Annotated in this window: 13 protein-coding genes and 1 tRNA gene; 9 read left to right on the plus strand and 5 right to left on the minus strand. The window is 68.7% G+C overall.

Going from position 1 to position 14,143, the window contains the following annotated elements; genetic code table 11:
• Positions 1-148: 148 nt before the first annotated feature.
• Both DFQ14_RS17590 and DFQ14_RS17595 read right to left on the minus strand, forming a co-directional pair.
• On the minus strand, positions 149-1,858 hold the full coding sequence (locus DFQ14_RS17590; protein WP_179951606.1) for a GGDEF domain-containing protein: 1,710 nt from the start codon (positions 1,856-1,858) through the stop codon (positions 149-151).
• Between the two features lie 99 nt (positions 1,859-1,957).
• Positions 1,958-2,028: transfer RNA gene (locus DFQ14_RS17595), tRNA-Gln, on the minus strand.
• A gap of 406 nt (positions 2,029-2,434) precedes the next feature.
• Between DFQ14_RS17595 and DFQ14_RS17600 the strand changes: the two genes are divergently transcribed.
• On the plus strand, positions 2,435-3,409 hold the full coding sequence (locus DFQ14_RS17600; RefSeq protein ID WP_114454418.1) for an acyl-CoA desaturase: 975 nt from the start codon (positions 2,435-2,437) through the stop codon (positions 3,407-3,409).
• Between the two features lie 203 nt (positions 3,410-3,612).
• Positions 3,613-4,209, plus strand: a complete 597-nt coding sequence (locus DFQ14_RS17605) for a TetR/AcrR family transcriptional regulator (protein ID WP_114454419.1) — start codon at positions 3,613-3,615, stop codon at positions 4,207-4,209.
• A 30-nt stretch (positions 4,210-4,239) separates the two neighbouring features.
• Here the strand turns inward: DFQ14_RS17605 and DFQ14_RS17610 are convergent, their stop codons facing one another.
• Positions 4,240-5,472, minus strand: coding sequence for a PP2C family protein-serine/threonine phosphatase (locus DFQ14_RS17610; protein ID WP_114454420.1), 1,233 nt, complete (start codon positions 5,470-5,472; stop codon positions 4,240-4,242).
• Positions 5,473-5,657: 185 nt separating this feature from the next.
• On the opposite strand from DFQ14_RS17610, the gene DFQ14_RS17615 reads away from it, so the two are divergent.
• Complete coding sequence (locus DFQ14_RS17615) at positions 5,658-6,029, plus strand: STAS domain-containing protein (protein ID WP_246195816.1); 372 nt, start codon at positions 5,658-5,660, stop codon at positions 6,027-6,029.
• Between the two features lie 95 nt (positions 6,030-6,124).
• Complete coding sequence (locus DFQ14_RS17620; protein ID WP_114454422.1) at positions 6,125-6,589, plus strand: ATP-binding protein; 465 nt, start codon at positions 6,125-6,127, stop codon at positions 6,587-6,589.
• 13 nt (positions 6,590-6,602) lie between these two features.
• Here DFQ14_RS17620 and DFQ14_RS17625 read toward each other — a convergent pair whose 3' ends face one another.
• Positions 6,603-7,142 (minus strand): thioesterase family protein, encoded by a 540-nt coding sequence (locus DFQ14_RS17625; RefSeq protein ID WP_114454510.1) that lies wholly within the window; start codon positions 7,140-7,142, stop codon positions 6,603-6,605.
• Between the two features lie 369 nt (positions 7,143-7,511).
• On the opposite strand from DFQ14_RS17625, the gene DFQ14_RS17630 reads away from it, so the two are divergent.
• The 5 genes from DFQ14_RS17630 to DFQ14_RS17650 all read left to right on the plus strand — a co-directional run bounded on the left by DFQ14_RS17630 (position 7,512) and on the right by DFQ14_RS17650 (position 12,738).
• Positions 7,512-8,501: a siderophore-interacting protein gene (locus tag DFQ14_RS17630; RefSeq protein ID WP_114454423.1), complete on the plus strand. Its 990-nt coding sequence runs from the start codon at positions 7,512-7,514 to the stop codon at positions 8,499-8,501.
• A 131-nt stretch (positions 8,502-8,632) separates the two neighbouring features.
• Positions 8,633-9,664 (plus strand): iron-siderophore ABC transporter substrate-binding protein, encoded by a 1,032-nt coding sequence (locus DFQ14_RS17635; protein WP_114454424.1) that lies wholly within the window; start codon positions 8,633-8,635, stop codon positions 9,662-9,664.
• Position 9,665: 1 nt separating this feature from the next.
• A complete protein-coding gene (locus DFQ14_RS17640; protein ID WP_114454425.1) occupies positions 9,666-10,727 on the plus strand; it encodes a FecCD family ABC transporter permease in 1,062 nt (353 codons plus the stop codon).
• Positions 10,727-11,767, plus strand: coding sequence for a FecCD family ABC transporter permease (locus DFQ14_RS17645; protein ID WP_170206397.1), 1,041 nt, complete (start codon positions 10,727-10,729; stop codon positions 11,765-11,767). The genes DFQ14_RS17640 and DFQ14_RS17645 overlap by 1 nt, the downstream gene beginning before the upstream one ends.
• Entirely contained in the window at positions 11,764-12,738 is a 975-nt protein-coding gene (locus tag DFQ14_RS17650; RefSeq protein ID WP_420810191.1) for an ABC transporter ATP-binding protein, read from the plus strand. Before DFQ14_RS17645 ends, DFQ14_RS17650 begins: the two co-directional genes overlap by 4 nt.
• 79 nt (positions 12,739-12,817) lie before the next feature.
• Here the strand turns inward: DFQ14_RS17650 and DFQ14_RS17655 are convergent, their stop codons facing one another.
• A complete protein-coding gene (locus DFQ14_RS17655; protein WP_114454427.1) occupies positions 12,818-14,005 on the minus strand; it encodes a PQQ-dependent sugar dehydrogenase in 1,188 nt (395 codons plus the stop codon).
• Between the last annotated feature and the right edge of the window lie 138 nt (positions 14,006-14,143).

Consider the following 14,143-nt stretch of genomic DNA (forward strand, 5'->3'; position numbering starts at 1 on the left):
TCCGGGAGGTTGCCGCTGATGCCGGGAGCCGTTCACCGCGGGGAGTGATCGGCGCGCCGGATTCTCGGGAGGGGCCGTCTCCGGCCGGGAGGGCGGCCGTGCTCTCCGGCGCCGAGCCGGATGAAGCCGTCGGAGTGTGCCCGCCCGTTCACGCTTCTTCCGGCGGGACCCACGTCTGGGCCGGGATGGTCGTGTCCGTCTCGGCGGAAAAGGCCGAGACCCGGTTCCCGCCCCGCCGCTTGGACTGGTACATCGCGGCATCGGCGCGTGCGAGCACCTGTTCACCGGACTCGTGGGGCCGCATCGAGACCACCCCGATCGACAGGGTCACCCCTCTCGCGTGCGAAGCAGCCAGCTTCGAGACCGCTGTGACGGCCCTGTGGAGCGCTGTCTCGGCTGCGGTGAGGGTGACACCGGGAAGAAGCACGACGAACTCGTCACCGCCGTACCGGGCCACCAGATCGTCGGCGCGCAGCGCATCCTGCAGGGTACTTGCCACCACACGCAGGACCTCGTCTCCCTCGGCATGGGAGCGCTGGTCGTTGACTTCTTTGAACCCGTCGAGATCGACCAGGGCCACCGACAGTGGTTGGGAGTCGGGCTGATCGAGCAGAGTCTCCAACCGACCGTCGAGCGCACGCCGGTTCGGCAGTCCGGTCAGCGGGTCCTGCAGCGCCTGCCGGGTGATCGCGCCGTGCGCGCGGGTCAGTTTGGAGTGCGCCAGACGGGTCTCCAGCGTGGAGTTCCGCGTCTGACGCATTCCCCACAGCTTGTCCTCCAGCTCGGCGGCGTAGTCCTGCAGCGCCTGCTCGGAGCCGAGGCCGTTCAGTTCGCAGAGAAGAGCGTATTCGCGGAGCAGGGAGATGCGCAGGCTCGGCTCGGTGGCCTCGCGGACGATGCTCTCGCGTGTCCGAGCCAGCACGTCGATCGCCTCACGGCTGCGATCGGCACGGCTCAAGCAGCGCGAGAGTGCGAGCGCGACCATGATCCTCTCCCGGGGGTAGACCGCCCGTTCCGGCACTCTCAGCCGTTCCAGCCGCTCGATGTGGTCCGGAGCCGGACGAGCCATCGCGTGGGCGGCACCGAGCACCGGCATCTGGTCGGCGGCCGGTTTGCCCGCCACGCGCGGAAACAGGGATTCGCGCCACGGGCCCTCGACGGCGAGCGCGATGGCCGAGGCGGTGGCGAATCGGTCGGAGGCCTCCTCGCATTTGCCGATGCGCTCGAGCTGGAGTCCCCAGGACAGCAGCATCCGGCAGCGGTCGATCATGTGCACGGCGATGTCGTGCGGTCCGCCGCTCTCCCGGATCCGGTGATGGGCGCGGGCCATGACCTCGTTGGCCGTCTCGTAGACGCCGAGCTGGGTGAGGACCAGCCCGATGTCGATGAGTGCGGTGGCCAGTAGCCGCTCCCAGGAGCGGCGCCCGAGCACGGTGTCGGGGAGCAGTTCGTCGTCGAGCGTGGCCAGCGCCTGCGCGATCTCGCTCAGCGCGCTGTCCGCGTTGCCCGCCAGGGCCGCTTGGCGCCCTCGTAGCGCGCGTGCGTCGGCCTCCAGCACGTCGAGCCCGTGCCTGCGCGCATGTGTGAGCAGCTCGTCGAGCAGGGGGTCGGCAGTGTCGGCCGCACCGGGCGTGGCCAGCCGTATCGCGGCACAGTGCCGGATGATCTGGGCCGTGACGCGGGGTTCACCACGTTGCTGTGCTTCGGTGAGCAGGCGGTCGGCCTCACGGAGCGCCGTGCGCTGGCCCGGTCCGTCGCTGTGCTGGGCGACCGCGTTCAGTTCGCGTGCGCGCCCGACCAGCCATGCGTCGGAGACCTCGCCCAGCGTGGCCGCCTCTTCCTCGCACACGTCAACCATGTTGTCGTGCAGCGACGCACACCCCCCGTCAACCTCCGTCCGGCCGTGGCCGACCGTCCGGCTTGGTGGTCAACTCTGCCGTACCGAGATGCCCGATCGCTCCGCCGCCAGGATTCGAACCTGGACTATCGGAACCAAAATCCGATGTGCTGCCTTTACACCACGGCGGATCGTACGACTCCGGCGAATCCGGCCCGGCTCCCGTCGCTGCCGGAAAGCCTACCGATCCGACTCGCCGTGTCGTCGTCGTGTCGCCAACATAGTGGCATGCCCGTCGAGACGTGATGACCTCGGCCACCGTAAAACGGTGATCACTGGCGGTGACCACCGGTGGGAGGGGAGCTCCGATCGGGACGGGAACACCACACCACGGTTTCGACACCGGGATGACGGCTGAACGCGGCACAACTTACGCTTGCGTAGGTTACGGTACCGTAAGCTGGAGATGCCACAACTTCGCCACCGTCGCACACTCGGGGCGGTGCCTTCCGAGAAGTTCGTTCCCGACCCAAGCCACGACAGCCCTGCACTGATCGCTTTTCGTTCCCATCACCCGATCCAGTTGAGGTAGTGAGCATGACTGCAGCAACCGAGAGCGCCGAACCCGCGGCGTCCCAAGCCCGCTCCGGTTCGGGTCCAAAGCCGCTGACCGTGGGTTCCAAGCCCCGCATCGCGCAGATGTCGGTATACCTGTTCGTCCTGGTCCCGCTCGTCGCGCTGATCGCGGCGGTCCCCGCCGCCTGGGGTTGGGGGCTCGGCATGGTGGACATCTCCCTGGCCGTGGTCTTCTACGTCGCCAGCGGCCTCGGTGTCACGGTGGGCTTCCACCGACTGTTCACCCATGGTTCCTTCAAGACCAATCGGGGTGTGAAGGTCGCTCTGGCGATCTCCGGAATGACGGCCGTGCAAGGTCCCCTGATCACCTGGGTTGCCGATCACCGGCGGCACCACGCCTACTCCGACCGCGAGGGTGATCCGCACTCGCCGTGGCGGTTCGGCAGTTCCCCGGTCGCGCTGGCCAAGGGCTTCTGGCACGCCCACATGGGCTGGCTGTTCGAGCGCACCCTGACCAACACCGACCGCTTCGCGCCCGATCTGCTCAAGGACCGCGTGCTGGCGCGCGTGAACCGGCTGTTCCCGGTGTGGACCGTGGCCAGCTTCGTGCTCCCGGCCATCCTGGGCGGGCTGATCACCTGGTCCTGGTGGGGCGCGTTCACGGCCTTCTTCTGGGCGGGACTGGTGCGCGTGTCCGTGCTGCACCACATCACGTGGTCGGTGAACTCGATCTGCCACATGATCGGTGAGCGGCCGTTCAAGAGCCGGGACAAGGCGGCGAACTTCTGGCCGCTGGCGCTCGTGTCCTTCGGCGAGTCCTGGCACAACTCGCACCACGCCGACCCGACCTGCGCGCGGCACGGTGTGCAAAAAGGGCAGTTGGACATCTCCGCCCGCATGATCTGGATGCTCGAGCGGATCGGCTGGGCGTGGAAGGTGCGCTGGCCGAACGAGAAACGGCTCGCACGCATCGCGGCCACCGAGAACCACTCCTGATTCGCTACGCCCGGGCGCCGGTTGTCGAATCGGCCCCGGGCGTGCGCGTGCCGGATCCGGCAGGGCGGCAGGTGGGCACATCGTGGTGTCCACGGGAACCTAAGGTGAATTCCATGGCGGCACGGCGACGAGGGCGAGGCGGTAGCGAGGCCGATGCCCGGCGCGCGGGCTCACGGGGTTCGTCCTCCGCGGCACGCGCCCGGATGACCGGCAAGGAGCGGCGCCAGCAACTTCTCGATGTCGCGCGTGCCCTGTTCGCGGAGAAGGGCTTCGACGGCACTTCCATCGAGGAGATCGCCCACCGCGCCGACGTCTCCAAACCCGTGGTCTACGAGCACTTCGGTGGCAAGGAGGGCATCTACGCCGTGGTCGTCGACCGCGAGATGCAGTCCCTGCTGGACCTGATCGTCTCGGCGCTTTCCGCCGGACACCCGCGTGAGCTGCTGGAGCAGGCGGCGTGTGCGTTGCTGGACTACATCGACCACTCCACCGACGGCTTTCGCATACTGGTGCGGGATTCGCCGGTGGCCAGCACGAGCGGCACGTTCTCCAGCCTGCTCAACGACATCGCCAGTCAGGTCGAACACATTTTCGGGCTGCAGTTCAGCGCGAAGGGCTACGACCCGAAGCTCGCTCCGCTCTACAGCCAGGCCCTGGTCGGGATGGTCGCCCTGACCGGCCAGTGGTGGCTGGAGGCGGGCAAGCCGAAGAAGGAGGCCGTTGCCGCGCACCTGGTGAACCTGGCCTGGAACGGGTTGTCGCACCTGGAACACAAGCCCGGCATGCGTACCCGTCGGTAGGTTGCGGTGCGGTGTCCGGAGTTCGTCGGCTCATTCGGTGTCGGCGGTCTGCCTGCTCAGCACGAACAGCGCGATGTCGTCGTTGACCGAGGCGGACCCGACGAGCTTGCTCATCACCGAGGTGCAGATGGACTCGGCAGGTGCGGCGGCCACCGCCTTGCACAGGCGTTCCAATCCGGCATCGATGGAGCTGTCCCGGCGCTCCACCAGACCGTCGGTGTAGAAGCAGACTGCCGCGCCGGGGGGCACTTCGAGGAAACTCGTCCGGCGCGGGCGGTGAGCGATCCCGAAGCCGATGGGTGGGTCGACCGCGATGTCGACGAGTGCGGCCGATTCAGCGGGAAGGGCCCGTACCGGCGCGGGATGTCCGGCCAGCGAGAGTCGCAGTTGGTTCGTCGAGGGCTCGAAGATCGCGTAGGCAACGGTGGCCATCGCATGGGCCTCGAAGTGAGTGACCTTCCGGTCGAGTTTGTCGAGCGTCCGGCCCGGGTCCTCGGTCTCCAGAGCGTAGGCCCGCAGAGCACTGCGCAGCCGGCCCATCACGACGGCGGCGGAAAGCCCTTGGCCCACCACGTCGCCGATCACGATGCCGATCCGGCCGGTGGGGAGCGTGAACACGTCGTACCAGTCGCCGCCGACACCGGTGCCGTCCCCGGGGACGTAGCGGGCGGCGAGTGTGGTCCCGGATACCTCGGGGAGCTGGGCGGGCAGGAGGCTGCGGTGCAGTGCCGCGGCGGCGGCCCGCTCCGTCCGGGACGTGCTGGCTTCGGTGGCCAGGGCGATCCGGTCGGCGACGAGCTGGAGCAGGTGCGTGTCGTGCTCGGTGAAGCGGCGAGCCGCGAACGCGCCCACGTGCAGCACGCCGACAAGAGCCCCGTTGGCCAGCATCGGTACGCCGAGCAGCGAACTGACGCCTTTTTCCCAGAACAAGGGGTTGATCACCGTGGTGCTGTCGACGTGGTCCAGCACGAGCGGTTGTTTCCGCTCCGCGACGGTCCCGGCGAAGCCTTTTCCGACCGGAATGTGGATGCCCTGGCGGACCTCCTCCTCGATGCCGGCCGCGGCGGTGGCGACCAACTGTTGACGCTGGTCGTCGTGGAGCAGGACCGCGGCCGTGTCGACTCCCAGCAGTCCCCGCACCCGCTCCAGCAGCTCGTGGAGAAGTGCCTCGAAGTCGAGATGAGCGAGCGCGGTGTCGGTCACTCTCGTGATCTGCTGCAAACGCTCCTCGGCGCTGCCCACCGAGTCGACCGAATTCGACATGGCCAAAGCATAGCTGTGACACTTCCACCGAAGGCCTCGCCGTGACCGTGTACCGTACCGGCTCGGTACGGCGGGATTCGCGGTGGAGCGCTCGACCGCTTCGCGCACGCCGCGGAGTTCACACTGGTGACGGAAACCACACCAGGATCTTTGCCAAAAAGTTATCGACCGGCCAGTATGGAAGCATGACCGCCTCTGCGCACTCTCGTGAGCCCGACGAATCCATGGGCGTGATCACCGAGGGGGACGAGCGAACTCTCGTGGTGAAGGTGTCCGGTGAGATCGACCTGGTCACATCGCCACAGCTGGAGCAGGAGCTGACGCGCGCGCTGGACACCCGCCCCGAGGCCCTCGTGCTCGACATCACCGGAGTCACCTTCCTGTCCTCGGCGGGGCTCGCTGTGCTGGTGGGCATGCACCAGTATGCGGGTGAACACACCCGTTTCCGCGTCGTTGCCGATGGAGCGGCGACGCTGCGGCCGATTCAGCTGATGGGTTTGGACGGTGAATTCCCGGTGTATCCTTCCACGGCGGAGGCCGTAGCAGGCCGGGCCTGAACTGCCGGACGTCGTCGACGGAGGTGGACCGGGGCGCTGCTGTAGGTCCACACGGCACGAGGGGTCCGACACGGACGTTAGGTGAGCGATTCGGCATGGACACCGACCGAGCCGATCAAGCCCGGTCGCGCGGCGGCGGCCGCGAGTCCCTTGAGACCTCAACCGCGGAGTTGGGTTACCACGCGGTACCGGCCAGTGCCGATCGGTTACCGGCATTGCGGCGCGCTCTGATGGACTGGGCAACGCAGGCGGGCTTGAGCGCCGACAACGTCGAAGCGCTCGGTCTGTCCAGCTATGAAGCCATGGCCAATGTGGTCGAGCACGCTTACACCGACGGGGACGGTGTCCTCGACCTGACCGCGGTGTGCCTACCCGCCGAGAACCGAGTGCGAGTGACCGTGGCCGACCGGGGCGAGTGGACCGTTCCTCCTGCTCGACCCGACATGCGGAATGGTCGCGGCTTGCCGCTGATCCGCCGCTTGGCCGACGAGTCCGAGGTCGTCGCAGGCTCGGTCGGCACGACGGTGCGGATGTGGTGGTCACTATCCGTCGCACGGTGAAGTGAGCCGGTCGCTATTGCGTGGTGGCGAGTTCCCGGCTGTGGTCGTAACCGGCCGCGCTCCACTCGGCGACCCAGCCCGGCAGTTCCGGCCGCTGCGGGGATTCGTCCAGTAGGCCGATCAGCCGCTCGGGGGCGATGCGCTCGCCGGAACGGGACAGGAACCGAACCTGAATCATCGCGGTGGTGGCGAGATTGCCGCCGGTGGTGACCCGGTGCTCCACATAGAGGTGCCGCTCGTCCCAGCCGACGATGCGGGTGTCCACGTCGAAACGCCGGAAGGGGTTCAGCGATCGCCGGAACGAGGCGGTCTCGGCGGTGACGACCGGATACCACCCCTGCTTGCGGAACTTCGGCAGCAGCCCGGAGCGCTGCATCAGATCGACCCGGGCGAGGTCGAAGATCGAGAAGTAGACGCCGTTGTTCATGTGACCCAGCAGGTCGAGGTCGGTGGGCAGCACGCGAAACGGCGTCCGGCAGGTGCCGAGCGGATCGACGCGGCTGCGCAGGCGGGCTCTGATGCCGAGCACGACGAGGCGCACGAACATGTTCATGAGCGGCGGCGTTCCTTCCCGATGGTGATCGTCGAGCATATAAGTTACTCGTCAGTAATAACACCGTAGATCGCGCACTCCGGCGTCACAACTCCGTGCGGGGTGAAAGTGATGATGATCGCCCTTCCGGGTGAGAGATCTTCTGGGTGGACGTGGTCGCGCTCTCCGAGTCGCTGCGCGTGGACGAGAAGGTTAGGCTTGCTTTACCCACTGAGGTTATGCTTACCTAACTGCAACGTCATCGCGTCCGCCGACGTGGTGCCCCCGACTTCCCAGGAGGCGGATGATGCGCGACCGCGCCGTGGATCCCGGAGTACCGACCGGGTCGTCGAAGCGGGCCGCCCTCCCGGCCGGAACGGGGCGGCGGTGATGACAGCGACGTATCCGCAGGCAGCGACACGCACTGCGCCTGTTCCCGCCTACCGGGCGTTCGATGTGACGGTCAGCCGCATCACCCGCCTCAGCCCCCACTTTATCCGGCTGACGTTCACCGGGCACGATCTCGACCTCTTCGGTGACACCGGACTTGACCAGCGCATCAAGGTGGTGCTGCCGCTGTCGGCGAACAGTGCGGCACAGCTCGGCGACGACGAGGACCCCTTCGGACACTTTCCGCGCACCGAGGACTGGTACGCCCGGTGGCGCGGGCTCCCCGAGGAACTCCGGAACCCGCTGCGCACCTACACCATCCGGGCCGCCCGCCCCGAGCTCGGTGAGGTGGACGTCGATTTCGTGTCCCACGGGGAGACCGGCGTCGCCTCCGCCTGGGTGAACCGCGTCCGGACAGGGGACAGCTGCGTTCTCGTCGGCCCGGACCGGCGCGGCGACTCGGCACGCGTCGGGGTCGAGTGGAAACCCGGCGGGGCAACGACCGTGCTGCTGGCCGGCGACGAGACCGCCGTGCCCGCGATCAGCTCCATTCTCGCCGCACTGCCCGCGCACGTGTGCGGGCAGGCGTTCATCGAGGTGCCTGCGGCCGGTGACGTACTGCCGTTGCCTGCGCCCCGCGGCGTCGACATCACCTGGCTGCCCCGCACCGAGATCGGAGAGCCCGAGGACAACCACGGCAAGCGCCTGATCTCCGCCGTCACCACGGGCCTCTCCGTCGAATCGCGCCGCACGATGTCCGAGGCAGGATTCGACCGCGCCGATCTCGACGCTCTCGGCGCCCGGGACCTCGGGGCCGGCCCCCTGTGGGAGACACCGGGCAGCGAGCCGGGCGACGGGATGTTCGCCTGGCTGGCCGGTGAGGCGCATGCGATCACCACGCTGCGCCGCCACCTGGTGCGGGAGCGCGGCTGGGACCGCCGCCGGGTCGCCTTCATGGGCTACTGGCGGGCGGGCAGTTCCGGGGCGTAGCACCACGCCTGTCGAGGGCCGGGTTCGTCCGTGGAGCCGCCCTCGTCACCCACACCCTTCGACCGGTTTCTTGGTACCGGTTCTCCTGCAGCCGGTCATCATGAGATGAGAGGAATCTCGTGCGATACCCCATGCGGCGCGTCGGACGTACAACGACGCTGATCACGAGCATCGCGGTCGCGCTGGCGGCACTGACCGGCTGCGGCTCGTCCGAGAACGCAGCTGCCCGCGACGGCGGCGACAGCGCGGCGAGTGGCAAGTTCCCGGTCACGATCGACAGCGCACTGGGCAAGGCCGTGATCGAGGAACAACCCGAACGCGTCGTCACCCTCGGGACCGGTTCCGCGGGAACCTCCATCGCGCTCGGAGTCATCCCCGTCGGCATGGAGGAATACCCCTGGGGTAGCGACGAAACCGGGTACCTGCCGTGGATCCACGAAGCCGTCACCGAGGCCGGGGGCACACTGCCCGAGCAGTTCACCGGCGGCACCGAACTCGATGTCGAAGCCCTCGTCGGACTCGATCCCGATGTGATTCTCGCACCCTGGTCCGGTATCACCCGGAATCAATTCGACATCCTCAGCGACATCGCCCCCACCGTCGCCTATCCCGAACTGCCGTGGACCATTGCATGGGACGAGCAGATCCGCACCATCGGCAAGGCTCTCGGCAAGCCGCGGAAAGCCGAGGCGGCGATCGATCGGATCAATGCCAGATTCGCCGAGGTCACCGAGGAAAACCCGCAATTCGGTGAGAACACCTTCGTCTACACCTACACCACCGGTCCCGGAACACTCGGTGTCTTCCTGCCCGAGGAGCAGCGCGTCGCCATGCTCACCAAGATGGGACTGAAGCTCGATCCCGTGGTCAAGACCCTGCCGGAAGCTGAGGGAACCGCTTCTTCCGTCCTCGGTCTCGAAAACGCCGACACCATCGGCAACGCGGACCTGATGTTCACGTTCCACATGGACGAAAAGACCCGCAGGCAGGTCGAATCCCAGCCGTTGTACGCGCAGATTCCCGCTGTCGAGCGCGGTTCGGTGGTGGCCGCCCGTGATCACTCGTTCGTGACCGCCTCGTCGATCATCAATCCGCTGACGGTGCCGTGGGCCATCGACCGCTACGTCCCGCTCATCAACAAGGCGATCGAGCGTGCTCGGTAGCATGTCGGCAACGCGCATCCGTGCCGGGGAGCATGACGCAAGCAGCCCTCCCGAAGGGCGTGCCGGGGACGAGGAACCCCCTTCCCGGAGGCGTGTGCTCGTGCTGGTGGGCAGCGTCCTGCTGCTCGGCGCCGCCGTTCTCGCCGGCCTCGCGCTGGGCAGCAACCCCATCCCGCTGCCCGAGGTCATCGCCGCCCTCTCCGGTGGCGGAGACGCGTACACGCGCACCGTCGTCGAAAGCCGGATACCGCGCACCCTGCAGGGACTGCTCGTCGGCGCGTGCCTGGCGCTGTCCGGTGTCCTCGTGCAGGGCATCACCCGCAATCCGCTCGGAGACCCCGGCCTGCTGGGAGTCAACATCGGCGCGTCGGCAAGCGTGGTCACCGCGACGGCGTTTTTCGGCCTCGGCGGCCACGCCACCATCTGGGCGGCTCTGCCCGGCGCCTTCCTCGCCGTCGGCGTGGTCTCCCTGATCGGGTCGGGCCGCGGCGGCGCCACGCCGGTGCGCCTGGTGCTCGCCGGGGCCGTCGTCAGTGCCGTACTGAGCGCCTACATCCAGGCCATGACCCTCAGCCTCCCCGATGTTTTCGGTAGTTATCGGTACTGGGTCGTCGGCTCGCTCGCCGGGGGAGACACGGACACGCTGCTCGGTGTGCTGCCGTTCGCCGTGGCGGGACTCGTGCTCGCCGTGCTGATGGCCGCACCGCTGAACGCCCTGGCTCTCGGAGACACCACCGCCGCGACCCTGGGCGCCAACACCACCGCCATCCGTATCGGCGGAATGCTCTCCGCGACTCTGCTGTGTGCGGCAGCGACCGCCTCGGCAGGGCCGATCGCGTTCATCGGGCTCGCCGTCCCGCACATCGTGCGCGCGCTCGTCGGCAACGATCATCGGTGGCAGGTTCCCCTCGGCCTGGTTCTCGGTCCCGTCCTGCTGCTGACGGCGGATGTCCTCGGGCGCGTCATCGCGCGGCCGCAGGAGATCATGGTCGGCGTCGTGACCGCGTTCGTCGGTGCGCCCGCACTGCTGCTGGCAGTGCGCCGCATGCGGGCAGGTACCTGATGCACACCTCCGGTAGCCGGATCGTGCGCGTCGGTACCTCGCTTGCCGTCCCGGTCCGCCGCCGCGCCCTCGTCCAGGGGCTTGCGGTCGTCGCTGCGCTCGTCGCCGTCGGCATCGCCACGCTGACGCTGGGCGGGCTCGGCATTGCTCCGGAGCGCCTGCCCGCCGCGCTGATCGACATTCCCGGCGGCAGCGAGGGCTTCGTACTGAAACGTCTTCGCGGCCCCCGCTTCGTCGTGGCCGTGGCCACCGGTGCCGCTCTCGGCATTTCCGGTGCGCTGTTCCAGACGGTCACGCGCAACCCGTTGGGCAGCCCGGACGTCATCGGCCTCACCGCCGGTGCCGGTGCGGGTGCGGCAGCGGCAAGTCTGCTGCTGCCGGGTGCGGTCTCCGTACCGGCGGGCGCGATGCTCGGTGCCGCCGGAGCCACGGTGGTCGTCTTCGTCTCCACCGGGCGCGGCTTCTCCTCGCCCAGTCGCCTGATCATCGCCGGTATCGGCGTCTCCGCCATGGCGGTCGCCTTCACGCAATACGTGGTGATGCTGCAATCACGCGACCAGGCCGCGGTTCTCCACGCCTATCTCACCGGCAGTCTGTCGGCGCGCTCCTGGCAGAACGCGGCCGTCATCGGAGGCGCGCTCGCCGTCCTGCTGCCTGCCGCCATCGCGCTGGGTCGGCGCCTGCATCTGATCGAGATGGGTGATGAGCTGGCCGACGCACTCGGCGGGAAGGCCGAGCAGACCCGGGTGTGGTCGATCGTCGTGGCGATCGCACTGTCCGCCGCCGCGGTGAGCGTGGCCGGGCCCATCGCCTTCGTGTCCCTGACCGCTCCCCAGATCACCAAGCGGCTGTCGCGCACCCCCGGTGCCAACGTCGTTCTCTCGGCGCTCACCGGGGCGTTCATTCTCGCCGCTGCCGACCTCTGCGCGCAGCAGGTTCCGGTCGTCGAGGACCTTCCCGTCGGCGTTCTCACCGCCGGGATCGGAGGTCTGTACCTCGGTTACCTGCTCGTCCGCGAATGGAAGAAAGGAACGGTGTGAGTCCGCGAAGCTCCCTTCGAACCCACGGCTATGCCCCTGTCCACGGTGTTGCCCCTGTTCGCAGCGGCACTGCCCCTGCGAACGGCATCACCGGCAGTCTGGCCGCTCGCGATGTCACTCTCGCTTATGACGGCCGCGTGGTCTGCGACGGTCTCTCCGTCGACATCCCGGACGGCGAGTTCACCGCGATCATCGGGCCGAACGGTTGCGGCAAGTCGACGCTGCTCAAATCGCTGGCGCGCATCCTGACCCCGACGCGTGGGCAGGTGCTTCTCGACGATCGCCCGATCCGTTCCTACGGCAGCAAGCAGGTCGCGCGCCGCGTCGCACTGCTGCCACAGAGCCCGGTCGCCCCCGATGCGATTCGCGTGGGCGACCTGGTCGGGCGCGGACGCTACCCCTACCACTCGCTGTGGCGTCAGTGGACACCCGACGACCAGGACGCCATCGATACCGCACTCGCACTGACGGGGACCGCCGAGCTGTCGCAGCGGTATGTCACCGAGCTGTCGGGCGGCCAGCGCCGGCGAGTGTGGGTCGCGATGGTGCTGGCACAGCAGGCGCCCACCCTGTTGCTCGACGAGCCGACGACCTTCCTCGACATCGCGCATCAATACGAGTTGCTCGAGTTGTGCGCGACACTGCAACGCGACGGTCGAACGGTGGTCGCGGTGCTCCACGACCTCAACCAGGCCGCCCGGTTCGCCGGCCACCTCGTCATGATGAAAGAGGGGCGGATCGTCGCCGAGGGGCCGCCCGGGGAGATCCTCACCGCCGAACTGGTGGAGGACGTCTTCGGGCTCCGGTGCGAGATCGTGCCCGACCCGCAGTCGCGAACGCCGATGATGGTGCCGTTGGTTCGGGACTTCGGCCACGAGCAGGTCGCGGCCCTCGAGGACGCATCCGGCGCGCTCCAGGCCCTCGACGAGGCCCTGCACACCGACCAGTCCGAGCCACGATCACGCCAGTGACAGCCGCCGGCTCCTGTAGCGAGGCGCAGCCTGAGGTTCCGCCACCGGCATCGCCAAGCGAGCCAATCCGCGCATCCTCTTATGCAGGGGAGACGCGCAGGATCCTGTCGTCGGTGCCGTTCGAGGTCGAGACGTACAGCGCGCCGTCGGGGCCCTGCGTGGCGGCGCGCAGGCGGCCGTGGGTGCCGTCGAGCTCTCCGGGCACCGAGGCGCTGCGTACGCGCCTGCCGTCCTCGCTCAGCCGGAACAGCAGCACCTTGCTGCCCTTGAGCGCGGTGACCGCCAGCACCCCGTCGAGCGGGCTCCAGTGTGAGCCGGTCAGAAACGTCGCGTCGCACACCGCCTCGGTCTCGCCGCCGGAGCTCCACACCGCGGGCACCGCATCCGGAAAGCGTTGCCGGTCGGTCATCGGCACCGACTCGTCGTAGTACTCCTGCGTCCCGCCCCGCGAGGGGTCCCAGCCGTAGTTGCCACCCGGACGCAGCAGATTGATCTCGTCGTCGACGTCGGGGCCGTGCTCGGCGATCAGCACCTGCCCGCTGCCGCGCACCGCGATTCCCTGCGGGTTGCGGTGCCCGTAGGTGAGAACCAGCCGCGTTGCCGGGTCCGGCGAGTCGAGGAAGGGATTGCCCGGCAGCGGGGCACCGGTGTCGAGGTCCATCCGAAGCACCTTGCCGCCGAGGGAGGACAGGTCCTGCGCGACCGCGGGGCGCGCGCTGTCGCCGGTGGTGACCAGCAGACTGCCGTCGGCGGCGAGCGCCGGGCGGCAGCCCGAGTGCCTGCCGCTCGGATTGACCGGCAGCCCGGTCAGCAGCGGGCCGACACGTCGCGCGCGGGTGCCGTCGCCGGACAGCTCCCAGGTGACGAGCCGGACATCCACCGCCCGCCCGCCGGCCCGGTGGGTCTGGCAGGTCAGAAACCGCCGGTTGGTGGCGAACTCCGGATGGACGAGCAGGCCCATCAGCCCGCCCTCGCCGCGCGCGAGCACGTCGCCGAAGTCGGCCCGCACCGGACGCATCCGGCCCCCGGACAGCAGGGCCAGGCGCCCGGGGCGCTGGGTGATCAGAGCGGAGCCGTCCGGGAGGAAGCCGATGTCCCAGGGATGTTCGAGCCCGTCGGCGAGGACCTCGACCCGCAGGCCCGGCCGGGAAGGAGTGGGCTGTGGTCCCCGCTGCTGCTCGCCGTTGCCACTGCATCCCGGCAGGAGGAGCAGGCCGCTCAACCCGGCCAGGGCGCGGCGCCGCGAGAGGACGTGGCGTGTGGCCATGCGCACAGTATCCACTTCCAAGCGGAAGCCGTGGTCATATCGGGCACGGGTTTCGCGGGATCCGCGGTGCGGCAGGCGACCGGAGCACGACGCGGGGCGGAGGCATGCCGCCGACCGGGAGTCGTAAGCTGGATGCGT

Source organism: Halopolyspora algeriensis, assembly GCF_003337235.1.
GTDB classification, from domain to species: Bacteria; Actinomycetota; Actinomycetes; order Mycobacteriales; family Pseudonocardiaceae; genus Haloactinomyces; species Haloactinomyces algeriensis.

Bases quoted from the DNA above. Each gene is read 5' to 3' on its own strand.
- DFQ14_RS17590 (WP_179951606.1), bottom strand. From the start codon at position 1,858: ATGGTTGACGTGTGCGAGGAAGAGGCGGCCACGCTGGGCGAGGTCTCC.
- DFQ14_RS17600 (WP_114454418.1), top strand. From the start codon at position 2,435: ATGACTGCAGCAACCGAGAGCGCCGAACCCGCGGCGTCCCAAGCCCGC.
- DFQ14_RS17605 (WP_114454419.1), top strand. From the start codon at position 3,613: ATGACCGGCAAGGAGCGGCGCCAGCAACTTCTCGATGTCGCGCGTGCC.
- DFQ14_RS17610 (WP_114454420.1), bottom strand. From the start codon at position 5,472: ATGTCGAATTCGGTCGACTCGGTGGGCAGCGCCGAGGAGCGTTTGCAG.
- DFQ14_RS17615 (WP_246195816.1), top strand. From the start codon at position 5,658: ATGACCGCCTCTGCGCACTCTCGTGAGCCCGACGAATCCATGGGCGTG.
- DFQ14_RS17620 (WP_114454422.1), top strand. From the start codon at position 6,125: ATGGACACCGACCGAGCCGATCAAGCCCGGTCGCGCGGCGGCGGCCGC.
- DFQ14_RS17625 (WP_114454510.1), bottom strand. From the start codon at position 7,142: ATGAACATGTTCGTGCGCCTCGTCGTGCTCGGCATCAGAGCCCGCCTG.
- DFQ14_RS17630 (WP_114454423.1), top strand. From the start codon at position 7,512: ATGACAGCGACGTATCCGCAGGCAGCGACACGCACTGCGCCTGTTCCC.
- DFQ14_RS17635 (WP_114454424.1), top strand. From the start codon at position 8,633: ATGCGGCGCGTCGGACGTACAACGACGCTGATCACGAGCATCGCGGTC.
- DFQ14_RS17640 (WP_114454425.1), top strand. From the start codon at position 9,666: ATGTCGGCAACGCGCATCCGTGCCGGGGAGCATGACGCAAGCAGCCCT.
- DFQ14_RS17645 (WP_170206397.1), top strand. From the start codon at position 10,727: ATGCACACCTCCGGTAGCCGGATCGTGCGCGTCGGTACCTCGCTTGCC.
- DFQ14_RS17655 (WP_114454427.1), bottom strand. From the start codon at position 14,005: ATGGCCACACGCCACGTCCTCTCGCGGCGCCGCGCCCTGGCCGGGTTG.